Origin of the sequence: Candidatus Vagococcus giribetii (genome assembly GCF_017316185.1) — a bacterium.
GTDB lineage: Bacteria > Bacillota > Bacilli > Lactobacillales > Vagococcaceae > Vagococcus > Vagococcus giribetii.
Window position 1 is genome coordinate 51,566 of sequence record NZ_JAFLVX010000007.1, and the last position, 24,594, is coordinate 76,159.

The 24,594-nt window shown below is 35.0% G+C and carries 20 protein-coding genes; 12 read left to right on the top strand and 8 right to left on the bottom strand.

The annotated features are described in order from the left end of the window. Positions 1-10: 10 nt before the first annotated feature. A complete protein-coding gene (locus tag DOK76_RS02335) occupies positions 11-2,248 on the top strand; it encodes a lectin-like domain-containing protein (protein ID WP_206964704.1) in 2,238 nt (745 codons plus the stop codon). A 14-nt stretch (positions 2,249-2,262) separates the two neighbouring features. Here the strand turns inward: DOK76_RS02335 and DOK76_RS02340 are convergent, their stop codons facing one another. The 7 genes from DOK76_RS02340 to DOK76_RS02370 form a co-directional block, all read right to left on the bottom strand. Then, a complete protein-coding gene (locus tag DOK76_RS02340) occupies positions 2,263-2,436 on the bottom strand; it encodes an SPJ_0845 family protein (RefSeq protein ID WP_206964755.1) in 174 nt (57 codons plus the stop codon). A gap of 39 nt (positions 2,437-2,475) precedes the next feature. Continuing rightward, complete coding sequence (locus tag DOK76_RS02345; RefSeq protein ID WP_206964705.1) at positions 2,476-3,597, bottom strand: NAD(P)/FAD-dependent oxidoreductase; 1,122 nt, start codon at positions 3,595-3,597, stop codon at positions 2,476-2,478. A 69-nt stretch (positions 3,598-3,666) separates the two neighbouring features. After that, entirely contained in the window at positions 3,667-4,560 is an 894-nt protein-coding gene (locus DOK76_RS02350; RefSeq protein WP_206964706.1) for a cation diffusion facilitator family transporter, read from the bottom strand. A 174-nt stretch (positions 4,561-4,734) separates the two neighbouring features. After that, positions 4,735-5,001 carry a hypothetical protein gene (locus DOK76_RS02355; RefSeq protein ID WP_206964707.1) on the bottom strand — a complete coding sequence of 89 codons (267 nt, stop codon included), beginning with the start codon at positions 4,999-5,001 and terminating at the stop codon, positions 4,735-4,737. Between the two features lie 101 nt (positions 5,002-5,102). Continuing rightward, positions 5,103-6,251 carry a pyridoxal phosphate-dependent aminotransferase gene (locus DOK76_RS02360; protein ID WP_206964709.1) on the bottom strand — a complete coding sequence of 383 codons (1,149 nt, stop codon included), beginning with the start codon at positions 6,249-6,251 and terminating at the stop codon, positions 5,103-5,105. Positions 6,252-6,310: 59 nt separating this feature from the next. After that, positions 6,311-7,033, bottom strand: a complete 723-nt coding sequence (locus DOK76_RS02365) for an amino acid ABC transporter ATP-binding protein (protein ID WP_206964712.1) — start codon at positions 7,031-7,033, stop codon at positions 6,311-6,313. Beyond that, on the bottom strand, positions 7,026-8,474 hold the full coding sequence (locus DOK76_RS02370; RefSeq protein ID WP_370590079.1) for an ABC transporter substrate-binding protein/permease: 1,449 nt from the start codon (positions 8,472-8,474) through the stop codon (positions 7,026-7,028). The genes DOK76_RS02365 and DOK76_RS02370 overlap by 8 nt, the downstream gene beginning before the upstream one ends. A gap of 165 nt (positions 8,475-8,639) precedes the next feature. Between DOK76_RS02370 and DOK76_RS02375 the strand changes: the two genes are divergently transcribed. The 3 genes from DOK76_RS02375 to DOK76_RS02385 all read left to right on the top strand — a co-directional run bounded on the left by DOK76_RS02375 (position 8,640) and on the right by DOK76_RS02385 (position 12,306). Next, complete coding sequence (locus tag DOK76_RS02375) at positions 8,640-9,713, top strand: iron-containing alcohol dehydrogenase family protein (RefSeq protein WP_206964715.1); 1,074 nt, start codon at positions 8,640-8,642, stop codon at positions 9,711-9,713. Between the two features lie 274 nt (positions 9,714-9,987). Further along, positions 9,988-11,421, top strand: a complete 1,434-nt coding sequence (locus DOK76_RS02380; RefSeq protein ID WP_206964716.1) for a 6-phospho-beta-glucosidase — start codon at positions 9,988-9,990, stop codon at positions 11,419-11,421. 78 nt (positions 11,422-11,499) lie between these two features. Beyond that, a complete protein-coding gene (locus DOK76_RS02385) occupies positions 11,500-12,306 on the top strand; it encodes a histidine phosphatase family protein (protein ID WP_206964717.1) in 807 nt (268 codons plus the stop codon). 56 nt (positions 12,307-12,362) lie between these two features. Here DOK76_RS02385 and DOK76_RS02390 read toward each other — a convergent pair whose 3' ends face one another. Beyond that, on the bottom strand, positions 12,363-12,929 hold the full coding sequence (locus tag DOK76_RS02390; RefSeq protein ID WP_206964718.1) for a helix-turn-helix domain-containing protein: 567 nt from the start codon (positions 12,927-12,929) through the stop codon (positions 12,363-12,365). A gap of 209 nt (positions 12,930-13,138) precedes the next feature. Here DOK76_RS02390 and DOK76_RS02395 point away from each other — a divergent pair, with 209 nt between their 5' ends. From DOK76_RS02395 to DOK76_RS02430, 8 genes are all read left to right on the top strand, one after another. After that, positions 13,139-14,203 carry a dipeptide epimerase gene (locus DOK76_RS02395; protein ID WP_206964719.1) on the top strand — a complete coding sequence of 355 codons (1,065 nt, stop codon included), beginning with the start codon at positions 13,139-13,141 and terminating at the stop codon, positions 14,201-14,203. A gap of 4 nt (positions 14,204-14,207) precedes the next feature. Then, positions 14,208-15,581, top strand: coding sequence for a transglutaminase-like domain-containing protein (locus DOK76_RS02400; protein WP_206964720.1), 1,374 nt, complete (start codon positions 14,208-14,210; stop codon positions 15,579-15,581). A gap of 22 nt (positions 15,582-15,603) precedes the next feature. Further along, positions 15,604-17,262 (top strand): peptide ABC transporter substrate-binding protein, encoded by a 1,659-nt coding sequence (locus tag DOK76_RS02405; RefSeq protein ID WP_206964722.1) that lies wholly within the window; start codon positions 15,604-15,606, stop codon positions 17,260-17,262. A gap of 224 nt (positions 17,263-17,486) precedes the next feature. Beyond that, a complete protein-coding gene (locus tag DOK76_RS02410) occupies positions 17,487-19,160 on the top strand; it encodes a peptide ABC transporter substrate-binding protein (protein WP_206964724.1) in 1,674 nt (557 codons plus the stop codon). Positions 19,161-19,520: 360 nt separating this feature from the next. Then, positions 19,521-21,170: a peptide ABC transporter substrate-binding protein gene (locus DOK76_RS02415; protein ID WP_206964725.1), complete on the top strand. Its 1,650-nt coding sequence runs from the start codon at positions 19,521-19,523 to the stop codon at positions 21,168-21,170. 19 nt (positions 21,171-21,189) lie between these two features. Then, the gene (gene pepT / locus DOK76_RS02420) at positions 21,190-22,413 is read left to right on the top strand and encodes a peptidase T (protein ID WP_206964726.1); all 1,224 of its coding nucleotides are present in this window, start codon (positions 21,190-21,192) and stop codon (positions 22,411-22,413) included. Between the two features lie 199 nt (positions 22,414-22,612). Next, positions 22,613-24,127: a flavocytochrome c gene (locus DOK76_RS02425; RefSeq protein WP_206964727.1), complete on the top strand. Its 1,515-nt coding sequence runs from the start codon at positions 22,613-22,615 to the stop codon at positions 24,125-24,127. Positions 24,128-24,260: 133 nt separating this feature from the next. After that, a complete protein-coding gene (locus DOK76_RS02430; protein WP_206964728.1) occupies positions 24,261-24,560 on the top strand; it encodes a hypothetical protein in 300 nt (99 codons plus the stop codon). Positions 24,561-24,594: the final 34 nt, after the last annotated feature.

Consider the following 24,594-nt stretch of genomic DNA (forward strand, 5'->3'; position numbering starts at 1 on the left):
AGGAGGCCGTATGAAGAAAAAAATAATACTTTATTTAAGTGCTTTTTCTGTAGCAATCTTTTTTCTTTTAAGTTCTGGCTATTTTGTAAAAGCAAATAACATATTTGAGATTAACATTAAAAAAAATGGGCATACAAAGTTAAGTGTTTTGGAAGGAAAACAAACATTTTATACTTTATTGATGCCAAATAATTTACCAGACACGTGGCAAGCTAAAGTAGAAGCTGATGAAAGTTTAGGGGTATCACCTGATTTACTAGAAAATCTAAATGAGTTTGTTAAAGTAGAATCTCATCAGATGATAGATGGAAAAGATGTTATTACTTTTTCAAGTTCACAAGAGACTATTGAGCTTGGCATAACGGCGACTCAAAAAGCGCCTATGAATTTAGTTTTGACAATTGAAACAGAAAGTGGTGACTATTCTCATGAATTAATGATTACACCAACGGATAGTTCCCTTTTATCAGAAAGAAGTTCCATAGAGAAGATACCTCAAATTCCAGCAGAAGCTTTGGATATTGATTTATTTGACTATTTTGGTATTGTAGGTGACGCTAGTGTATCAAGTGAGTTTCCAAATACATTAATCCCAGTGCCTGATGCGACGTTTCAAAAGGGAGCTATGTGGAGCCAAAATAAAATTAATTTAAAACGTGATTTTTCAATGGAGATGTTTGTCTATTTACATGAGATGGAAGGTAATGGATTAGCAGATGGTATTACCGTCACGTTGCATAATGATCCTCGTGGTGTCAAAGCGATTGGTGGGGCAGGAGCAGGGATTGGAGCGTATCCAATCAATGGACGTAATTCAAGTGCAGAAGAAAAGAAATACATTGAAAATGCGATTTCAGCCGAATTTGATCCTCATCTAAATGAGGGGACTTTAGATGATTATGATAGTCATCCAAACATTGATGGCAAACCCCATATTGCAGTTGTGCGACCAAAGCCACAAGAAGAGATGCGTCAAGAAATATCTAGGTCTCATGCTGAATTTGGCATGCCTATTACTCATATTGATTTTGATGTACCTCACTGGAATGTGGTAACCACTTATTGGACAGCTTCTGAAGAAAAATTGAGAATCGGTTTTGAAGAACTTCAACCAAATGGTAGTTATGTTGAAACAGCTGTGATTGAGTCTCATCTTGAAAATCATGAGGAACTTTTTGGTGGCGATTATGTACACTGGGGAGCAACAGGTTCAACAGGTGAAAATAAAGGTGCTTACTATATTGCTATGAAAAAAATGCCTGAGATTGATTTAGGAGAACCAGTGACAGACGTGATTAATTTATCTAATAATGAAAAATTTGGTGATGTTGGTAGTAATAGTGAGACTGTTGTTGAAGAGGGAGATGAAGTTGAATACCGCTTAACTCATGTAATCGATGGAAACAACACTATTGCGAAATTAAAAAATTACCGAATTGAAGATGAATTACCTAAAGGCGTTACCTACATACCAAACAGCACAACTTATACACATTATAATATCGATACTGGTGAGCTTCTTGGTAAAGGGAAAATATCAGATGACTATTGGAATAAGAATAAGCTAGATTATGTGATGGAAGAAGAAGTCAAAGAAGATTCTGAGATAGTGATTCACTATCAAGCAGAGTTTAACTCATCCTCATATAAAAAAGAAGAGCTTCCTAATAGTTGGGCCTATACGACGACCAATGGTTTTGGACAAAAGTCAACAGAAGCAACTTTAATAAAAGAACGAACAAAGTATGAAATAACAGAACAATTTGTGGACAATGAAACAGGAGCAGAACTAAAAAAAGAAGAAGAGAGTCTAGTAGATATCAGTAAAAGTGGCAAAACCTGGTTTAAAAGAGAGCCAGAGTACATTGAAGGTTATGAATTAGAAAAATACACGTATCAGACGAAAGACGATATCAAAGAAGTTGAAGTGACAGGTGACGATCTGATTAACTTTGAGCTTACAGATGATACTGAAATCGTGTATTATTACCGTTTAGCGGATTTCTCTCCGCGGATTAACTTAAGAACAAAAAACAATAAGTTATTAATTCACTATAGAAATGTTGATCAACTACATGTTTTTATGAACGATGAGATGTACAAAATCATTGATGTTGAGACAAAAATGAGTGATGAAACACTTACCCTTCCTTTAAGAGTGGATAGTGATCGAACTAAAATCTCAGTTCAAGGAAAACTTGAAGGAGACAATGTGGTCAATGCAAGTTTGAATCGAGATAAAAAATAAAAAAATGATTCCATTTAGTTGGAATCATTTTTTTTATCGTCTTTAAAAGTGACAGTTGCTTGATTAATATCAACTTTGAATTGAGTACTAGTGTTTATTGCTTTATCGTTTTCTTTTTTGTCAGGATCAATGGCAAATTCTTCAAATAATTTTTCTAAACTATCTTTCTTTTTAAATGTTAAGCCCATGTTGAACACATCCTTATTTTTTTAATATCATACCACATGTTACTGGTTTTTATAAATGTATTGATTAGGTTTATTTCGGTAAGCCTCAAATGCAGTTTCTTCTCCTAAAACCCAATCGGCTAAAGTCTTCCCAATGACAGGACCAGTGGTTAAGCCAGAAGAACCAAGCCCACTCGCAACATATAAGTTGTCTAAATCTTGAACTTCACCAAAGAAAGGAGAAAAATCCGATGTATAAGCTCTTGTTCCTACTCTAATTTGGTGAATATCTTCTTGGCTAATAGCAGATAAACTGGCTTCTGCTTGTTCTTTTAGGTTGTTAAGGAGTGCCTCATCAGGCTTTAAATCATATCCACTGTCGTTCTCATGAGTGGCTCCAATTAATATTTTTCCATTGTCAAAAGGGATAATATCAGTTTCACCAACAGGCATAATCACTGGCCAATTGGTTGTATCAATAGACGTTTGAAGTTCAATGAGTTGTCCCTTTTGAGGTCTAACATCAACAAAAAAATCGAGAGGACGAAGTAAATCACCTACCCAAGCACCACAGGCTAAAATCAATTGATCAAAGCTATGAATCAATCCATTTGCGTGGATTTGCCACTGGTTGTTGTCATAGCTAATGCGAGTCACTTGTTGGTTTAAATAAGTATTGCCCATTTTCTCAAGTTGATTGATGAGAGAAGTTACCAATTTAGCGCCGTCAATTTTAGCTCCTCCTGAAACAAATAGGGCATCATCATCAAGTAAGAGATTGGGAATGACATCTTTAACTTCTTTTTCAGTAAGAGGAAGGATATTACCTATTTCTGGAGCGTCTACTTTTCGCTCAGTTGCTAGCTTTGTTAGTTTACTTAATAAGCTAGGTGTTTTTTTATAGAGAATGGTACCTGTTTGTTGGTAAATGTCGTGAACTGGCTCGTACTGGCTTAAGTCAGCCATCAGAGTTTGATAAAATTTAGCTCCTTCTTTTGCTAAAAAATACCACTCTTTATTACGACGTTGTGATAACCAAGGTGAGATGATCCCTGCCGCCGCAGATGTGGCTTGTCCTGTTCCTTCATCAAAAAGGGTTACATTTTGGTGGTTTTTAGATAGGTAGAAAGCGGCTGTTGAGCCAACAATTCCACCACCTATGACTGCGATTTTTTTTGTCATTAGTTATAGCCTCATTTAATTTATTAGTCATTATAGTATAGCAAAAAAACTAGTGAGCACCAAGGCACACTAGTTTTTCTCTGGAGGATAGACATCCTCGTAGGGTTCTACATGGACATCTATATCAAAAATACCAAAAGTTTCTTTTAGATGTTTTTCCATCTTATCTACAATGTCATGACTTTCTCTTACGGTTAGTTCTGGATTCATCTTAACAGTCACATCTAGAAAAATATTAGCACCCAGAGTTCTTGCTCTTAGAACAGGAACAACACGAATATCAGGTATCTTTAAAATTTCTTCTTTATAAGCAACTAGCTTTTCCTTATCAAAACCATCAGATAGGTAGAAGGTACTCTCTTTAAAAATATCAAAGGCTGTTTTTAAGATAATCAAAGCAATAACAAGAGCCGTCACCGTATCTAGCCAAGCTAGATGAAAAGAAGCTGTAAAAACAGCAATAGCAGCACCAAGACTTGTTAGCATATCGCTAAAATTATCTTTTGATACGGCTGTAAGAGAACTACTATTGTATTTCTCACCTAGTTTTTTATTGTAAAGATAAACTAAATACATGACAACTGCAGAAAAGATACCTACAACAGCTGCGATGGGTTCAGGTTGTTGAATATTTTTATGAATGAGAGACTCAACAGCATTTTTTAACACTTCAAACCCAACAAAAAACATAACAAATGAGGTAAGAAGACTCGCAACGTTTTCGGCTTTCCAATGACCGTAGCGGTGCTCATTATCAGCAGGTTTGCGTGATAAACGTAATCCAACAAAAATAGCTACTGAGGCGATGGTGTCAGTGAAGTTATTTAAACCATCTGCAGAAAGAGCTTTTGAATGAGCATAACTACCTATTCCTAGTTTTAAAATCGCCAGGATAACATAGGCAACGATACTGACAATGGCACCTTTTTCAGCTTGTTTTAATTCAGCACTTCTTTTTGACATGACTTATTCGACTCCTTTTTTATAACTGAATGAAAGTATAACAGAGGAAAAGGGATTTAGAAAAGAGGGAAAATAATTATTAAGCTCTCCTAAAAATCCTCTAAGGGCAACAGTAAAGATCACATAAAAAAGGAATCAAAGATACGCATAATCTTTGATTCCTTTTAGTTTTATTTAGACTTTAGAATGAATTGGGACACCATTGATGTTGTTGACCGTTGATAAGTCAATTCTTTCATCATAAGAAGAATCAGTCCCCACAATCGAGAAGTTCAAGTAAAGATCTTCTCCTTGATATACTAATTCAAAAAAGTCGATATCTGTATAAACGTAGCGTTTTGTGTTGTTGTAAACAACTATTAAGGTACCTTTCTCCATATATAGGGGAGACATAAGTAACTGATTGGTCACGTCTGTTAAAGATAATTTTTTTCTAGGCATATAGTCTTCACTCCTTTTCAAATAGTTTAGCATAATCTCTAAAGAGTAAAAAGAAAAACTAGAATAATTTAATAAACATATTTGGTTATTTTATCGAATTGCTAAAAGGATAGCTTTTCTATCTTATCAAAAGCTTCTTTTAAGACATCTAAGTTTTGAGTGGCCGCTAGACGAATGTAGTTGTCACCAGCATCTCCAAAAGCTTTTCCTGGAATGACTAAAACTTGTTGTTCTTCTAATAGTTTTAAAGAAAAATCCATTGATGTTAAGCCTGATTTAGAAATATTGATAAAGGCATACATACTTCCCTTTACAGGATGGATAGAAAGAAAGGGAATAGACTGAACGCGTTGCTCAATATACTCTAAACGTTCTTTAAAGACAGAGACTACCTCAGGGACTAGAGTTTCATAGTGATTAAGTCCAAAAATACCAGCTCGTTGTGAAGGACTTGGAGCAGAAAAAGTAATGTCTTCATTAAGTAGCTTACAAGCAGAATTAATATAATCAGGTGAAATCATATAACCAATTCGCCAACCTGTCATAGCAAAAGCTTTTGAAAAACTACTAAACGTAATCGTATGATCGGGGGCATAAGTTGCCATTGGAACAAAATTATCGTAAAAACTAAAAGCTTCATAGACTTCGTCAGAAAGAATGAAGAAATCATGTTTGATAGCTAAATCAGCAATTTGCTTTAGGGTATCATTTGAAAATACAGCACCAGTAGGGTTGTTTGGTGAATTAATAATCAAGGCCTTTGTTTTTGGCGTAATTGCTTGTTTAAGAATATCGATGTTGATTTGAAAGCCATCTTCTTCATAAGTTGGAATGGTGACAGGTGTGCCACCTGCCTCGATGACTTGTGTTTTATAGCAAGAGAAGAAGGGTTCGTGAATAATCACTTCGTCTTCTTTATCTAATAATACTTGTAGTGTTAGATACATACCTTGAAGAGCCCCAACTGTTGCTCTAACTTGATTGGGCTTAAAAGTTAAGGCATATTGTCTTTGGTAAAAATCAAGGACACTATTAATGAATTCAGGGCTTCCGTCTGATGCTGTGTAGTGTGTGTGACCTGCTTTAACATCATTGAAAGCAGCCTCGATAATGCGTTGGTTAGTGATTAAATCAGGATCACCAATGGAAAGATCAAGTAAACCATTCATTTGACTTGCCATTGTTGTAAAATCCATTAGGATATTTTCTTCAGGTTGTTGATAGAATGTAGATAAGTAAGTTGAATTCATAGGGTTCCTCCTTCAATTAATACTAAAAAACAAAGGTCTAACACCTTTGTTTTTTAGTATTATAACACTTTACTTAAGAAGTCTTGTGTTCTTGGGTTTTGTGGGTTTGAAAATATATCTTCAGGCGTTCCTTCTTCTTGAACAATCCCTTCAGCCATAAAAACCACTCGATCTGCTACTTCTTTAGCAAATCCCATCTCATGGGTCACAACTACCATAGTCATCCCTTTTTTGGCTAAATCTTTCATAACTGTTAAGACTTCACCAACCATTTCAGGGTCTAGAGCAGATGTGGGCTCATCAAAAAGCATTACATCTGGACTCATAGCTAGAGCACGAGCAATAGCCACACGTTGTTGTTGCCCACCAGATAATTGAGAGGGAAAACTATCTGCTTTATCTTTTAAGCCTACGCTATCTAATAAATCAAGAGCTGTTTTTTCAGCTGTAGCAGGGTCTTCACCTTTCACTTTAATGGGACTAATGGTTAAGTTTTCTAAAACGGATTTGTGTGGGAACAAGTTAAAACTTTGGAACACCATTCCCATTTTTTGACGAAGTTGATTGATATCTGTTTTAGGATCCGTTAAATCTGTCCCTTCAAAATCAATCACACCAGTTGTTGGTGTTTCTAGTAAGTTCAAACATCTTAAAAAGGTACTCTTTCCACTTCCAGAAGGACCGATGACAACGACCACTTCACCTTGATTAATGGTCATGTCGATTCCTTTTAAGACAGTATTTTTATTAAATGTTTTGGTTAATCCTTTGATATTAATCATTGGCAGCCATTCTCCTTTCAGCAACACCTAAAAGTCTAGACAGTGAAAACGTTAAGACGAAATAAATAAGTGAAGTAATCATTATTGGTAGGAATGGCTTAAAGCTAGCACCTTGTACCACACCAGATTGGAACATTAATTCGGATACTCCGATAACAGAAACAACAGAAGATTCTTTAATAACAGTCACAAATTCATTTCCTAGAGCAGGTAAAATATTTTTAATTGCTTGAGGGAAGATGATGTGACGCATAGCTTGTGTATGATTCATACCAAGAGATCTGGCAGCTTCCATTTGACCTGTGTTAACAGCATTGATACCTGCACGAACAATTTCTGCCACATAAGCCCCACTGTTTAATATAAGGGCTAAACAACTTGCTGACATAGCGCTCAACTCAAGACCAATCACATTTGAACCAAAGAAGACTAAGAAAATTTGAACGAGTAAAGGAGTTCCTCTGACATATTCGATGTAAACAACAGCAATTCCTTTTAATAATTTATTAGAAGATAATTTCATAAGAGCAAGAATTGCACCAAAAATCGCACCAAAGAATACACCAACTAAAGCAAGGAAGACTGTATAAACAGTTCCCTTTAAGTAATAAGGGGCATATTTTTTAAAGAATGATTCCTCAGTAAACATTAATTCATAAGCATCTTCTTTGTAACCAGACATCAAATCTTGGTCTAATACTTCATTGATTGATTTGTTAATAGCATCAGCAAATTCAGTTGAATCTTTAGGAATTGCAACAGCTGTTTGTTTTGTCCCATCTTCAAATTTAATATCTGAAAAAGCTAATTTAGGGTTTTGAGATAGGTAAGCTTCAGCAACAGGTCCTTCAATGACTGCTGCTTCTACTTTTTTATTTTGCAATTGTAAGACAATGTCAGGCATACGCTGTAAAGAGACCGTATCAGCGTGTAATTCATTTGTTGCTAATTCTTCTTGAGTACTTTGTTTTTGAGCACTTACTTTTAAGCCTTCTAGACTGTTAATGTCGTTGTATTTATCCGCATCTTCTTTTCGAACCACTACTTTTTGTTCAACAGTCATGTATGGGTCTGAAAAATCTACTTCTTTCAAACGCTCAGGGGTAGGGGACATACCAGAAATAATCATATCGATTTTCCCTGTTTTTAAGGCACCAATTAGAGCGTCAAATCCGTATTCTTCAATTTTTAATGTCACACCCATGTCATCTGCAATCTTTTGAGCGATATCAATATCCATACCAACAATCTTATCTTTTCCATCTACAGTTGCATGAAATTCATAGGGAGCATAGTCGGCTGAAAGACCAACTGTTAAAACTCCTTTGTCTTGAACTTTCTGTAACGTAGGATCACTACTTGTTGCTTGGACAAGACTTTGCCCGAAAAAACCAAAGACAACAATCATTGCAATGGCTAATTGTTTTTTCCATTTATTTATCATAAAAGCACTCCTTCAAAATTTGTCGATGTTAGAAGTATACATAAAAAATGTATAATATTCAAGATTAAAATGAATATTTGTATAAAATTAGAAAAAATCGTTGAAATTTATGCATAAAAAGGCTATTGTATGATTAATTCAAACAAAGGAGACATTTCAATCATGAAAGAGACGTTAATTGTAAGAGGTGCCCCTCAAGAGTACATTTGTGAGGTAGGTTCATGGAATCAGTTGGAAACACATCTATTAAATAGAAACCTAAAACGGGTATTGGTTTTAACTGGAACAAAATCCTGGGAAGTTGCTAAACATTATTTTCCAAAGCTAACGCAAGTAGAACTTATTTTTGAGCATTATCAAAATGAGTGTTGTTATGATATAAGAGATTACTTTATAGAAGTAGTTGAAACGAAACAATTAGATGGTATTATTGCAGTCGGTGGTGGGAAAGTACTAGATTTAGGTAAATTAGTTGCTTCAGAGATGAAAATTCCTTGTATTTGTTTGCCAACATTAGCCTCAACATGTGCAGCTTATACACCTGTTAGTATTGTCTATAACGATAAACACGAAATGATAGATATGTTATTTTTCTCTCAAAGTATTAGTCTAACTTTGATTGATCCACAAGTGTTACTACATTCACCAAAGGATTATTTAGTGGCAGGAATTGGAGACACATTAGCTAAATGGTATGAGTCAGATCCAATTCTTTCTAATATGACAGATTTATCTGTGGAGGTAGAGATTGCTAGATTTGCAGCAAAATCTTGTCAGAAGAATTTATTAGATGAAGGAAAACAGGCGATTTTAGATTTAGAGAGCCAAACCTTGTCACCTTCTTTTATTAAGGTAATTGAAACCAACATTATGTTAGCAGGGATGGTAGGTGGATTTGGGGATAAATACGGTAGAACTTCTGGTGCTCACAGTATTCATGATGCACTAACGCATATTCCAGAAACAGCAAAACAACTGCATGGTAATAAAGTAGCTTATGGTATTTTAGTACAACTTGGATTTGAAGAAAAATGGGAAGAGGTCAATCAACTACTACCTTTTTTCACTGATTTAGGCTTACCAATTAGCTACCAAGAACTTGGTTGTACAAACCAAGATATGGAGAAAGTCGCAAGACTAGCTTCAAAAGATGAGTTTATGTCTTTACTTCCTTTTGAGGTAAGTGAAGAGATGATTATGACTTCTATTAAACGATTAGAAGCTATGAGTCTTTAATTGAAAGCGTGCATCAAGCTTTTAATTAAAGACAGGGATTGTCCCTGTGGAATATTGACTTTAAGACTATTTGTTGTTACTATTATTGACATAAGCAATAGGCAGATTGGATAGTGACATTTAGTTGGCTAAACCTAATTTTTCTAAAGACGAGGCATGTTTGTACTCTTTTTTAGAAAGGTTAGGTTTTTCTTTTTAATCTGCCTGAAGTAAGTTTTGTGAGTTGTTTCAAACAATTAGTCACACAATAAAATTTATGGAGGTATTAGGATTTATGGGATTTAGAAAAGATTTTTTATGGGGCGGCGCAACTGCTGCGAATCAATGTGAAGGCGGATACGATAAAGGTGGCCGTGGTTTAGCTAACGTGGATTTAGCACCAACAGGTAAAGACCGTTTCCCTGTTATCACAGGTGAGATGAAAATGTTTAATTTTGATGAGGACCATTTCTATCCAGCTAAACAAGCGATTGATATGTACACTCACTTTAAAGAAGATATTGCCTTATTTGGTGAAATGGGCTTTAAAACATACCGTTTATCAATTGCTTGGAGTCGTATCTTCCCTAAAGGAGACGAAACTGAACCAAACGAAGAAGGTCTACAATTTTATGAAGATTTATTCAAAGAATGCCGTAAATACGGGATTGAGCCATTAGTAACAATTACTCACTTTGATTGCCCGATGCATTTAGTTGAAACATACGGTGCTTGGAGAAGTCGTGAATTAGTTGGTTTTTATGAAAACTTATGTCGCGTTATCTTTAACCGCTATAAAGGATTAGTTAAATACTGGTTAACATTCAACGAAATCAACATGATTTTACATGCGCCATTCATGGGAGCAGGTCTTTACTTTGAAGAAGGGGAAAACAAAGAGCAAGTGAAATATCAAGCAGCTCATCATGAGTTAGTGGCAAGTGCTATTGCAACGAAAATCGCTCATGAAGTTGACCCAGAAAACCAAGTGGGTTGTATGTTAGCAGCAGGAACAAACTATCCATATACACCAAAACCAGAAGATGTGTGGGCAGCTAAAAAATCTGACCGTGAAAACTACTTCTTTATTGATGTTCAATCTCGTGGAGAATACCCAGCGTATGCTTTAAAAGAAATGGAACGTAATGGTATTAACATTCAAATGGAAGAAGGAGATAAAGAGTTATTAAAAGCTCATACAGTTGACTTCATTTCATTCTCTTACTATTCATCACGTGTTCAAACAACAGATGCAGAACTTTTAGAACAAACAGCAGGAAATATTTTTGCCTCAGTTAAAAACCCATATTTAGAAGCAAGTGAATGGGGATGGCAAATTGATCCACTAGGACTACGTGTGACAATGAATGATTTATACGATCGTTACCAAAAACCATTATTTATCGTAGAAAACGGCTTAGGAGCTGTTGATACACCTGATGAGAATGGTTACGTTGAAGACGACTACCGTATTTCTTACTTAGCAGAGCACATTCAAGCGATGAAAGATGCTGTTGAATTAGACGGTGTTGATTTATTAGGTTATACAACATGGGGATGCATTGACTTAGTAAGTGCTGGAACAGGTGAAATGAAAAAACGTTACGGCTTTATCTACGTTGATCGTGACAACGAAGGTAATGGAACTCTTAAACGTACGAAGAAAAAATCATTTGATTGGTATAAACAAGTGATTGCTACAAACGGAGAAGATTTAAGTAACAAGTAATTTTTTAAGAGACTATTTTTATTAGTCTCTTTTTTACGGGTGAAATAAAAACGTTTACAAACAGGGGAGAAAATAAAGATGAAAAAAACAATAACAGTATTAGGAATGTTATCATTAAGTGTTTTACTATTAGGAGCTTGTGGGTCAAATAAAAAAGAAGAGGCAACTCAACCAAAGAAAAATGATGAGTTAACTTTATACGTTGTTAGACATGGTAAAACAATGCTCAATAGCACTGACCGTGTTCAAGGTTGGTCAGATGCAGTTTTAACAAAAGAAGGCGAAGAAGTAGTTAGCTCAGCTGGTCGAGGATTAGCTGATGTTGATTTCCAAAATGCTTATAGTAGTGATAGTGGTCGTGCTGTTCAGACAGCTGAATTGATTCTAAAAGAAAATAAAACAGCATCTAAATTAGACGTTCAAAAAGATCCAGGACTAAGAGAGTTTAACTTTGGTACCTATGAAGGTGACTTAAACCATACAATGTGGAATGACATAGCCAAAAATCAAGGAGTGACACCTGAAGAATTTTTGAAAAACATGACACCAGAATCATTTGCTAATAGTGTAGCTGAAATCGATAAAGAAAAAAATAAAGATGGTAAAAATTGGCCAGCAGAAGATTATGCGACAATTACAACAAGGTTAACGAAATCAATTGATGCTATTGTAGAAAAAGAAATGGAACAATCAGGTAGTGGTAATGTATTAGTTGTTTCTCATGGACTAAGTATTACAGCCTTACTAGATACTATGTTTGATGATTTTAAGATGCCAGAAGGTGGTATTAAAAACGCAGGAGTGTCTGTGATTAAAGTTAAAGATGGAAAATATACGTTAGAGTCAGTCAATGATACGAGCTATATTGAAAAAGGGAAACAATAAAGACAATTATTTAAAAAGATAGAGTCAGTGAAAATTATCACTGGCTCTATCTTTTTTTAAAATTGTAAAGTAAATAATACCAAGGGCTCATCAGAGTCATTTTTTACATTATGATTCGTAAAAGAATCTAAATAAATAGCGTCACCTTCTCTAAGTATTTGTTGCTCATCTGTTAGTTCGATGGTGGCTTCTCCACTGATAATATAATTAATCTCAGTTAGATTATGAGAAATCAATTGACCACTAGAAGAAGAATGAGCATCGATAATAATTTTAGAAGCAATCATGTTATCAGAGTGAATAGGCGTATTAAACAAGGTGTGATAATAGGTAGCACTAGATTGCCACGGTTGGTATAGTGTTTCTTTTGGTTCTCTAAATATTTTGTATCCCTTGTGTGTTTCAATGCCAGTTGAATGATTCACATCATCATGACTAGCAAGGAGAGAAGCAACTTCAATCTCAAGTACATCACAAATTTTTCGTAAAGCTTCAATAGAGGGACGATTAAGTCCACGTTCAATTTGAGATAGAAAACTTGCTGTGTAACCTGTTTTTTCACCTAAAGTTGCTAAAGTCATGTGTTTTGATTTTCTGATTTCTTTAAGATGTTTGAAGTCCATGAGAGATATCCTTTTCAAAAAATAAATTTAATTCCTTAAGATATTATGGCTTAAAGTCGTTTTAATTTCAATTAAATGGGAGTTAACTCATTTAAAGCTCATTTTTTTCTCATAAAACTATTGACTTAGAGTTAAATACGGCTTACTATTATTAACAATTAGTTAATAAATAAATAAAATTTAACAATTTGTTAAAAAGGAGTGGTTGTATGAAAATTACTAAAGTGAGTGTGTCATCAAAAGCGATTAAATTGAAATCCCCTTTAATCATCTCTCTTGGAACAATTGAATATGCGATGAGTGCTGTGGTTAAAGTGGAAACAGATGAAGGGATTGTTGGGATTGGTGAAGGAGCGCCTGGTATTTTAATTACAGGTGAGACTTTGGAAGGCACAGTGGCGTGCATCAAGGAAATAGGTAAAGCGATTGTTGGAAGTAACCCTCTAGATTTTGAAAAAATTTATTTTTTAATGAATGGTGTTGCTGCACATGCGCCTTCAGCTAAAACAGCCATTGATATTGCGATTCACGATATTATTGCTAAAACAGCTAATCAATCAATTGCCCAACTGTTCGGTGGCTACCGTGAGTCGATTGAAACAGATATGACGTTAAGTATTGAAGAACCACAAGTCATGGCTGATAAAGCAAAACAGCATGTTACTGATGGTTTTGATACCTTAAAAGTAAAGGTTGGAATGGACGAACAACTAGATGTAGAGCGTATCAAGCAAATAAGAAAAACAGTAGGCTCTGGGGTAAAACTTCGACTAGATGCCAATCAAGCGTGGCATCCTAAACAAGCGGTTCAAATGATTGACCGTTTAAGCGAGTACGATATTGAATTAGTTGAACAACCAGTAAAAGCTCATCAATTGGAAGGGTTAAAATTTGTTCGAGATCATTCGAAGGTTGCTATTATGGCAGATGAAAGTTGTTTCACAGCAAAAGATGCTTTACGTTTAGTACGAATGGAAGCTGTTGATTTTGTGAATATTAAGTTAATGAAATGTGGTGGGCTATACGAAGCTGCTAAGATTAGTTCCATCTGTGAAGTGGCAGGCGTTGAATGTATGATTGGATGTATGGCAGAAGAAACCAATATTGCTATTACAGCGGCAGCACATTTAGCAAGTGGTCTTAAAAATATCACTCGTTGTGATTTAGATGCTACATTTGGCCTAACAGAAGTTGTTTTACCAGGTGGCGTGTCACTTGAAGCAAGTAAAAATATTAAAGTAAGTCATGAGATTGGTTTAGGAATAGGAGGTTAGGTGATTGAAATATGAGTTGAGTTATTTAAGTGTTCCCTTACCAGAAGATGTTTTGAAGCTGAAACTTTATGGTGATTTTAAAGGAGCAAATGAGTTAATTGATTTTTTAATGCAAAAAGAAACAACACCAAAGGCTCTAAAAAAGCGACTTGAAATTGAAAAAGATGTACTAGGTATGATGGGAATAAACGAGTACCCTTATTCATTTGAGGAAGCGACTAATATGATGGCTTTAGACATTAAAGAGTTTTCTAACGATGAGTTGGTGGTGCTAAAAAATACAGGTAAAGTGGATTGGATTTATGTAGATGGGGAAGTGAAATTTCAACGTCGCTTTTTAGATAATCTCTTTAAAACCCAAGCTAGTTATAGTGAGCGCCGTTTATCGACTGAGGACAATGCAGTTGAGACATTGAGACAACAAGAATTAGATGAAAATGTTGTCTTAATGAAAGAACTCGGTGGCCGTAAAGCTGAAATTATCATTAAGTCTTCTATAAAAGTAAAAAAAGAGTATGAGCGAGTAGGGGAGAAAGTGAAAGTCTATCTACCAATTCCTCAAGCTTGTACGCAACAATCAGAGATTACTATTATCAATACGTCTCCTGAAGCCACTTTTATTGCACCAGAAAATGAAACGCAACGAACTATGTACTTTGAAACGGTGTTAGAAGCAGATCAAGTGTTTGAAGTGACTTATAGTTATGTGCATACAATGCCTTACCGAGAACTTGACCCAGAGAAAGCTCAACCTTGTGATATCTCAACCGATTTAGAAGAAGTATTGCCTCATATGGCATTTACTCCTTACTTGAAAGAATTACTAGAAGAGATTTTAGAAGAAGAAGACAATCCGATTATTCAAGCTAGAAAGATTTTTGATTTTGTGACGACAAAGGTTAATTATTCTTTCATGCGTGAGTATTTTACGATTGATAATATTTCAGAATATGCAGCAGTTAATTTAAAAGGAGATTGTGGTGTTCAGGCTATACTTTTCATTACACTTTGTCGTATGTGTCAGATTCCTGCTAAATGGCAATCTGGTTTATACGTGTCTAGTCACTATACAGGATGTCATGATTGGGCTCAGTTTTATGTGGCTCCTTATGGTTGGGTTCATGCTGACTTATCATTTGCAGGTGGTGCATATCGAAATAAAAAATACGATAGATGGCAATATTATTTTGGTAATTTGGATATTTTTCGTATGGTGGCTAATTCAGAGATTCAACAAAATTTTAATCCACCAAAAGCAGAACTTCGAGCAGATCCAATTGATAATCAACGTGGAGAATTTGAGTATGAGGGACAGGGATTACCTTATGCTTATTTAGAAGTTAATCAAGAGTTAAAGGGAATGAAGCTATTAGATTAATAAAATAAGGGGTGTGTTAAGTATGAAAAAGAAGCAGTATTTAAAGTTAGGTATTGTTATTATGGGGACGCTTTTGTTAGCGAGCTGCGGAAATAAAGACGATGGGAAGAAAGAAAAAGCAAAAGAAAGTGCCGCAACAGCTACTCGAACAATTAATTTAATGGAACAAACAGAAATCGGTTCACTGGACACTATTTTTACCCAAGATGAGGCGAGTGTTAACTTACAAGCTAATGTGTTTGAAGGGCTATACCAATTAGATGGAAAAGATAATATCTTACCTGCTATTGCTAAAGAGCTACCAGAGATTTCAGAAGATGGTAAAACTTACACGATTAAATTAAGAGAAGACAGTAAATGGACGAATGGGGATCCAGTAACTGCTCACGATTTTGTTTTTGCTTGGCGCAAAATGGCGAATCCAGCTAATCAGGCCAATTATTTTTTCTTATTAGATGGTACTGTCGAAAACGGGACAGCGATTATCAATGATGAAAAGAAACCAGAAGAATTGGGGATTGAAGCAAAAGATGATTATACCTTAGAAATTAGATTAGAAAAACCAGTTGCTTACTTTACTTCTATGCTAACGTTCACACCATTCTTCCCTCAAAATGAAAAATATGTTGAGGAGAAAGGAAAAGCATACGGAACTTCAAGTGATAACATCGTTTCAAATGGAGCCTATATCATTAAGGATTGGAACCAAGCTTCTATGAGTTGGAATTTAGAGAAAAATCCAGATTATTATGATGTGAAAGAAGTTAAAAACGACAAACTCCACTTTGAAGTTATTAAAGAGTCGAATACAGCGTATAACTTGTTCGAGTCAGGTGAGTTGGATATGGCAACAATAAGTGGAGATTTAGCTGTTAATAACAAAGAAAATCCGAATTTTGAAGCTGTACAAACATCAAAAATTTATTATTTAAAACTCAATCAACTTCGAAATGGCAAGCCAACTTTATTTGCTAATGAAAATGTGAGAAAAGCAATTGCTTATGGTTTAGACAAAGAAGCGCTAGCAGATCAAATCGTAGCAGATGGTTCTAAGGCAATTTATGGTTATGTACCATATGGTTTCGTATCTAACCCAGAGAGTGGTGTTGATTACCGTGAAGAAGCAGGTGATGTGGCTAAAACAGATGCTAAAAAGGCAACAGAGTACTTAGAAAAAGCGAAAAAAGAATTAAATGGTGAAGTTAAAATGGAGTTTCTATCAAAAGATGGGGATAGTGACAAACGAATTGCTGAATACATTCAAGGCCAATTAGAAGAAAGTCTTCCGGGATTAAAACTTGATATTAAAACAGTTCCTCAACAAAATAGTATTGAGTTGACTAAAAAAGGGGACTACGAGTTAGCTATGGGGACTTGGGCACCAGATTATCAAGATCCAACTTCATTTTTAGGCAATCTAATTACAGGTAATAACAGTGCTTATAGTAATCCAAAATTTGATGAGTTAATGGCAGACGCTGCGAATAAATATGGGAACGATCCTGTTAAACGTTGGCAAACATTAATGCAAGCTGAGAAAGTAATGGTGGAAGATGACGCTGCAATTGTGCCTTTGTTCCAACAATACAGAGGTCAATTAGTGAATGATAAGTTATCAGGTATTACGCGTCATTTATTTGGTTCTACTATGACATATAAAACATTAATCATTGAAGAATAAGAGGTTTTAATCAACAAATGAAGTCGATAATAGTCTTAATCACGGAGGTTAAAGGTGTGATTAAGACTTTATTTTTTGTTTGATTAATAGAATAGACCAATTGATAAAAAATATCTTTTTTGCTTTTTAAATTAACTTTAAATGAGATTAAGATTAAAAATAGGTTGCTTTATTCTAATTTTTAAGCTAAACTATCATTTATAACTAAAAAGGGGTTTGATAGTATGAATTACAAAAAGATGTTCGGGACATTGGTTTTGTTAAGTTCAGCTGTGTTATTAGCAGCTTGTGGTAGTGATAAAAAAAGTGAGAGCAAGGACTCATCAAGTAAAGATGGGGCAAAGACTGAACAAGTAGCAAAATTTGGGATTCCTCAAGAAATTGCTAGTTTAGACCCAGCAAGAGCTACAGATAAAGTTAGTTTTGGTGCTCTTAACCAGATTTATGAAGGTTTATATCGTATGGATGAAAATAACAAACCTACTCCAGCAGGGGCTAAAGAATTAGCTGAAGTCAGCAAAGATGGTTTAACGTATACACTAAAATTACGTGAAGAATCAAAATGGACAAACGGTGAGCCTGTTATGGCTAAGGATTATGTTTACGCTTGGCAGCGAGTGGTTGATCCAGAAACGGCTTCAGAATATGCCTACTTAATTGAAAGCGTAAAAAATGGGAAAGAAATTATGGCAGGAAATAAAAAGCCAACTGATTTAGGAATTGAAGCAGTCGGTGATTATGAGTTAAAAATTACCTTAGATAATGCTATTCCTTACATGGATTCCTTATTAGCCTTTCCAACGTTCTTCCCTCTAAATGAAAAATCAGTTGAAGGATTTGGTAAAGATTTTGCAAATAAGAGTGAAACAGCTATTTACAATGGTCCATTCACCTTAGCAGACTTTGATGGACCAGGTTCAGATGTTGAGTGGAAATACGTAAAAAATGAAGACTACTGGGACAAAGATGCTGTGAAAATGAAAGAAGTTCAAGCTACAGTGGTTAAAGAAGCATCAACTGCGTTAAACCTTTACGAAGATGGTCAATTAGATGATGTGATTATCACTGGTGAATTAGCTAAACAATATGCAAATGATCCTGGATTTGTCGGAGATAAAGATGGTCGTGTGGTTTACTTAGATACAAACAAGAAGAGTAAAAAAATTGGTTTTGATAATGTGAACTTAAGAAAAGCTTTATTTTATTCAGTAGACAATGAGACTATTGTTAATACAGTTCTTGGAGACGGCTCAACAGCTGTTAATGGTATTGTGCCAAGTAGTTTAGCAGTGAATCCAGAAACAGGCAAAGACTTTGTAGAAGAGTCTGGAAAATACAAAACGTTTGATGAGAAAAAAGCTAAAGAGTATCTAGAAAAAGCTAAAAAAGAGTTAAATCAAGAAACGTTTAGTTTTGATATTTTAACAGATGACAATGACTCAACGAAGAAATTAGCTGAGTATTTACAAGGGTCATTTAAAGAGGTCTTGGGAATTGAAACAACAGTAACAGCAGTAACAAAACCAATTCGTTTAGACCGTACAAGTATTGAAAAAAATGATTTTGATTTAGTTGTAACGGCATGGGGAGCTGATTATTCAGATGTTAGCTCATTCTTAGATCTATTTGTGACAGGAAATGCTTATAACCGAGGTGTCTACTCAAGTGAAAGCTATGACAAATTGATTGATGAAGCTCGTACAACGAATGCAACAAAGGAAAATGAACGTTGGCAAAATTACCTGGACGCAGAAAAAATTCTTTTAGAAGAAGATGCAGCGATTATTCCAGTGTATCAAGTAGTTGAAGCTCATTTAAGAAATCCAAAAATGTCAGGCTACATTAGCCATAGTGCAGGAGCTTCATATGAGTACAAGTTTTTAGAGATGAAAGAATAAATAAAAGTTGACGGCTTAAATAAAGTTTGTTATTGTAACTAACAACAAATAAATTAATGGTCTGAGTAAATGTATTGAAAAGGAAAGTAATGACTAAGGATATTCAAAGAGAGTCTCGGTTGGTGAAAAGAGATAATGGAATTAGTGATGAAAATGGCCTTTGAACAGATAGGTTGACTAAAATGAAACCTATACGGGGGTGCCTGTTAACGCACAAAGGTATGATAGTACCGGAAAAAGCAGGCGCTTTTTGATGAAAAGGTGGTAGCAAAGATAGAATCTTTGTCCTTTAACAGGGCAAGGATTCTTTTTTTATACTCTTTTTAACACTTTACTGACCGAGAAAAGGGAGATTTGACAATGAAAAAACGTATTTTATTAGGCAGTATTGTGGGGCTATCTTTGATCTTAAGCGCTTGTAGTGGGGGAGATGCTCAAAGTAAAGAATCAAAACAAAGTGAAGCAAAAACAGCAGAAGTGCAACAAATAGCGATTAGTACACCGGCACCAATTTCCACACTGGACACGACTCAGACAACAGATAAAAATACGTTTACTATGGTCCAACATTTGTACGAAGGCCTAACTAGATTTGATGATAAGACTAATCCAGTTCCAGGTATCGCTAAAACGATTGATGTGAGTGAAAATGAGAAAGAATACACCTTTACTTTAAGAGAAGATGCTAAGTGGAGCAATGGAGATCAAATTACAGCTCATGATTTTGAGTATGCATGGAAAAAGTTACTGAATCCTGAAACTCAAGGGCCTAATGCGTATCTACTTGATAATGTGGTAAATGGTTTAGCTGTTAGAAATGGTGAAAAAGGAATTGACGAGGTTGGCTTCAAAGCAACTTCTGATAGTGAGTTTAAAGTAAATCTTGAACACCCTCAACCTTCTTTTTTATCAGTAATTGCCATTGGTTGGTTGGCGCCTCAGCAGCAAGCCTATGTTGAGTCAACAGGAAAAGACTACGGTAGCAATTCAGAGAAGCTCTTGTACAATGGTTCGTTTATTTTAACCAACTGGGATGGCACAAGTGATACCTGGACTCTTGAGAAAAATCCTGAATATTATGCTCAAGAAGAGGTTAAATTAGATAAAATTGATGTCCAAACTTTAAAAGAAGAGAATACAGGGATTAACCTATTTGAAAATCAAGAATTAGACCTAGTCCGAATTAGTGGTCAATACGTGGCTCAATACAAAGACACACAGAGTTATGTGACTTATTCAGATGTGGCTAATAGTTTCTTAGATTTTAATAAAGAGAAGGATTCACCTTTAGCAAATCTTGATTTGAGAAAAGCTATTGCTCTAGCGATTGATAAAAAAGCCTTAACAGAAAATGTGTTAGCTGATGGGTCAAAACCTTTAAATGGTTTAGTACCGGCCAATCTATATGCTAATCCAGAAACGAAAGAAGATTTTAGAGCCTATTCAGGTGAGTATTTAACTTACAACAAAAAAGAAGCACAAGGCTATTGGAAAGAGGCTCAAAAAGAGTTAGGTAAAGAATTAGAGATTCATTTGTTGGCAGCAGATACAGATCAAGGAAAGAAAGTATCTGAATATATTCAAAGTCAATTAGAAGAGACATTACCTGGCTTGAAAATTTCAGTAAACTTACAACCTTCTAATAATGTGAACCAATCTAGACGTGACAAAAATTATGAGTTATCCCTATCAGGTTGGATTGCAGGAAGTAGTGAAATTGATTCTTATTTCAACCTTTATGCAACAGGTTCATCATATAACTATGGCAACTACAACAATGAAGCGTATACTAAACTTGTACTAGATGGTAAAACAACTCATGCCAGTGATAGTAATAAACAATTTGAAGATTACAAAAAGGCAGAAGATATTTTACTAGAACAAGACGTAGCTCAAGTTCCTATTTACCAAAGTGCTTCAAATTATTTAGTAAATCCTAAATTAGAAAAAGTTGAATATCCATTATATGGAGGTTACTTTTTCTTAAGAAATGCAGAAATAGTTGATTAAGAAGGAGAGAGAGAAATAAATGAAAGACAAGTTATTAGAAAGATTTATCCAGTATGTCAAAATCAATACACGCTCAGATGCAGGGAGTTCGAGTATTCCGACAACACCTTCTCAAGTTGATTTTGCCTATATCCTAAAAAGCGAGCTCGAAAGAATTGGTTTATCACGAATTCACTACAATGAAGCAAATGGCTTTTTAACAGCAGTACTGCCTAAAAATGCTGAAAACTACCCGAGTATTGGTTTAATTGCTCATTTGGATACAGCAGACTTTAACGCAGACAACATAAATCCATTGATTCATCACAACTATGACGGGCAAGATGTTTGTCTTAATGAAGCAGAGCAGATTGTTATGAAGGTTAGTGAGTTTCCAAATCTAAAAGATTATATCGGACAAACCCTCATTACAACAGACGGGACGACCTTATTAGGCGCTGATGACAAAGCAGGAATTGTTGAAATTTTAGGAGCTATTGATTACTTTATAGAACATGAAGACGAAGCTCATGGTGACATTTGGGTGGCTTTTGGACCAGATGAAGAAATCGGTCAAGGGGCAGATCACTTTGATGTTAGTCAGTTTCCTGCTGATTTTGCCTATACCATAGACAGTGGTCGAATCGGCCATTTTGAATACGAGACCTTCAATGCTGCTCAAGCAACGATTGAGATTGATGGGACAAGTGTCCATCCTGGAACTGCTTATGGCATGATGGTTAATGCTATTAAAGTGGGAAATGAGCTAGATCGTCGCTTGCCACAAGATGAGGTACCAGAAAAAACACGAGATCGTGAAGGATTTTATTTACTACATGATTTTCTTGGTAGCATTGATCAAGCTAAGTTAGTTTATATCATCAGAGACCACGATAAAGAGTTATTTGAACAACGTAAACATCATTTAGTTGCTTTAGTGGCACAATTAAATGAAGAGCTAGATCGACCAAGAGTAACCATTGAGTTAAAAGATCAGTATTATAATATGAAGGAAATTATCGAAAAAGATATGCGCTCCGTTGATTTAGCTATTAAAGCAATGGAGAAATTAGGTATTAAGCCAATCATTACACCGTTTAGAGGTGGGACAGATGGTTCTAAAATTTCTTTTATGGGATTACCCACACCAAATATTTTTACAGGTGGAGAAAACTTCCATGGGCAATATGAATTTATCACCTTAGAAGCTATGGAAACAGCAACGCAGACTATTATTGAAATAATCAAAGAAAGTAAAGAATAAACGAAGTAGAGGTTGACTAAACTGTCAGCCTCTATTTTTTTATAAAGAATTATTTAGTAACAAAAGTTTTTTGATTTGTCTTATTTTTTAATTAATTTAAATGTGAAAAAATTATTAAAAGGGTTGAAATTATATAGATAACATTGTACACTCAATACGTAAGTTAGTTAAAGAAATCACAATCTTTGGAGGAGATATCATGAAAAATAAAGTATTTAAGACGTTAACTGCAAGTCTTGCTGTTATGTTTTTATTAACAGGCTGTGGTGGTAATAAGAAAGCAGATACAAAAGAAAGCACTAAAAAATCATCAGAATCTAGTACAGAAGTAACGACTGGAGCATCTGAAAAGGGTTATACAGATCCTAAAGACATGAAAGATGAGTATGACATTATTATTGTTGGTGCTGGTGGAGCAGGTATGTCAGCAGCTATTGAAGCTAAAAATGATGGTAAAAACCCAGTTATCTTTGAAAAAATGCCTGTTGCAGGTGGTAACACACTTAAATCTTCAAGTGGAATGAATGCATCAGAAACAAAATTCCAAAAAGAACAAGGTATTGAAGATAGCAATGATAAGTTCTATGAAGAAACTTTAAAAGGTGGACATGGAACAAATGATAAAGAATTATTGCGTTACTATGTAGATAATTCAGCTTCAGCTATTGATTGGTTAGATTCTATGGGAATCAAATTAAACAATTTAACTATTACAGGTGGTATGAGCGAAAAAAGAACTCACCGTCCTGAAGATGGTTCTGCTGTAGGTGGCTATCTAGTAGATGGGTTAACTAGAAACGTATTTGAAAAAGAAATTCCTTTATTTGTTAATGCTGATGTAACAGAAATTACTGAAAAAGATGGTGCTGTTTCAGGTGTTAAAGTAAAAGTTGAAGGAAAAGAAAAAGAAATTAAAAGTAAAGCAGTTGTTGTGACAACTGGTGGTTACGGTGCAAACCCAGAGATGTTAGAAGCAGGTCGACCAGACTTGAAAGGTTATGTAACAACTAACTCTGAAGGTAGTACAGGTGACGGTATCAAGATGATTGAAAAATTGGGTGGACAAACAGTAGATATGGATCAAATCCAAATTCACCCAACTGTTCAACAAGATAATGGTATTTTAATCGGTGAAGCAGTTCGTGGAGAAGGTGGTATCTTAGTTTCTCAAGAAGGAAAACGATTCGTAAACGAAATGGATACTCGTGATAATGTATCTGCTGCTGAAAATAAATTAAAAGAAAAATCTGCTTACTTAGTCTTTGATTCAGGTGTTAAAGAACGTGTGAAAGCAATTGAATTCTATGAAAAACAAGGATTTGTAACAAAAGCAGATTCTGTTGAAGCTTTAGCAAAAGAGTTAAAAATCGATGACAAAGCCTTAACTGAAACAGTTGATACTTGGAACAAAGCGGTAGCTAATAAAAAAGATGCAGCTTTCAATCGTGAAACAGGTATGGATAATGCGTTAGATGGTAAAGAATACTACGCTATTAAAATCGCACCTGGTATCCATTACACTATGGGTGGTGTGAAAATCAACTCTAATACAGAAGTGTTAGATAAAGATGGCAAAGCAATCCCTGGTTTATTTGCAGCAGGTGAAGTAACTGGTGGATTACATGGCGAAAACAGAATTGGTGGCAACTCAGTAGGTGACATTATTGTGTTTGGTCGTCAATCAGGTAAACAATCTGCAGCTTTTGTTAAATAATCAATTATTAATTTATAAAGAGTCTAGCCTATATTGGTTAGGCTCTTTTCTTATGCGAAAACAATCCAAATTAGCAAAACGACTTTTGAGCAACCCTATTTATTTGTTATGATAAGTAAAAAGGAGTGTGTTTATGAATTATCAAGAGTATTTATTAGTTTGTTTAATGGAAGAATGTGGAGAAGTACAACAAGCAGCTGCTAAACTTTTGCGATTTGGCAAAGAAGATCATCACCCTGATAATGAATTGCTGACAAATGAAAAAGAATTACTTATCGAGATGGAACAATGTCTAACAGTATTTAAACTCTTAAAAGAAGAAAAAATTATTAACTCACTATCAATAGAAGAAACACAAGCAATAGACAAGGAAAAGCGTGAGAAATTAGCCTATTACATGAACTATTCAAGGGACGTAGGAAGATTATCTTAAACAGATAGGTGCCTTTTGTTTGTATTTTTGATAC

What these genes read in the sequence shown, in the direction of transcription:
- DOK76_RS02335 (WP_206964704.1), top strand. Translation starts at nt 11, where the DNA reads ATGAAGAAAAAAATAATACTTTATTTAAGTGCTTTTTCTGTAGCAATC.
- DOK76_RS02340 (WP_206964755.1), bottom strand. Translation starts at nt 2,436, where the DNA reads ATGGGCTTAACATTTAAAAAGAAAGATAGTTTAGAAAAATTATTTGAA.
- DOK76_RS02345 (WP_206964705.1), bottom strand. Translation starts at nt 3,597, where the DNA reads ATGACAAAAAAAATCGCAGTCATAGGTGGTGGAATTGTTGGCTCAACA.
- DOK76_RS02350 (WP_206964706.1), bottom strand. Translation starts at nt 4,560, where the DNA reads ATGTCAAAAAGAAGTGCTGAATTAAAACAAGCTGAAAAAGGTGCCATT.
- DOK76_RS02355 (WP_206964707.1), bottom strand. Translation starts at nt 5,001, where the DNA reads ATGCCTAGAAAAAAATTATCTTTAACAGACGTGACCAATCAGTTACTT.
- DOK76_RS02360 (WP_206964709.1), bottom strand. Translation starts at nt 6,251, where the DNA reads ATGAATTCAACTTACTTATCTACATTCTATCAACAACCTGAAGAAAAT.
- DOK76_RS02365 (WP_206964712.1), bottom strand. Translation starts at nt 7,033, where the DNA reads ATGATTAATATCAAAGGATTAACCAAAACATTTAATAAAAATACTGTC.
- DOK76_RS02375 (WP_206964715.1), top strand. Translation starts at nt 8,640, where the DNA reads ATGAAAGAGACGTTAATTGTAAGAGGTGCCCCTCAAGAGTACATTTGT.
- DOK76_RS02380 (WP_206964716.1), top strand. Translation starts at nt 9,988, where the DNA reads ATGGGATTTAGAAAAGATTTTTTATGGGGCGGCGCAACTGCTGCGAAT.
- DOK76_RS02385 (WP_206964717.1), top strand. Translation starts at nt 11,500, where the DNA reads ATGAAAAAAACAATAACAGTATTAGGAATGTTATCATTAAGTGTTTTA.
- DOK76_RS02390 (WP_206964718.1), bottom strand. Translation starts at nt 12,929, where the DNA reads ATGGACTTCAAACATCTTAAAGAAATCAGAAAATCAAAACACATGACT.
- DOK76_RS02395 (WP_206964719.1), top strand. Translation starts at nt 13,139, where the DNA reads ATGAAAATTACTAAAGTGAGTGTGTCATCAAAAGCGATTAAATTGAAA.
- DOK76_RS02405 (WP_206964722.1), top strand. Translation starts at nt 15,604, where the DNA reads ATGAAAAAGAAGCAGTATTTAAAGTTAGGTATTGTTATTATGGGGACG.
- DOK76_RS02410 (WP_206964724.1), top strand. Translation starts at nt 17,487, where the DNA reads ATGAATTACAAAAAGATGTTCGGGACATTGGTTTTGTTAAGTTCAGCT.
- DOK76_RS02415 (WP_206964725.1), top strand. Translation starts at nt 19,521, where the DNA reads ATGAAAAAACGTATTTTATTAGGCAGTATTGTGGGGCTATCTTTGATC.
- pepT (WP_206964726.1), top strand. Translation starts at nt 21,190, where the DNA reads ATGAAAGACAAGTTATTAGAAAGATTTATCCAGTATGTCAAAATCAAT.
- DOK76_RS02425 (WP_206964727.1), top strand. Translation starts at nt 22,613, where the DNA reads ATGAAAAATAAAGTATTTAAGACGTTAACTGCAAGTCTTGCTGTTATG.
- DOK76_RS02430 (WP_206964728.1), top strand. Translation starts at nt 24,261, where the DNA reads ATGAATTATCAAGAGTATTTATTAGTTTGTTTAATGGAAGAATGTGGA.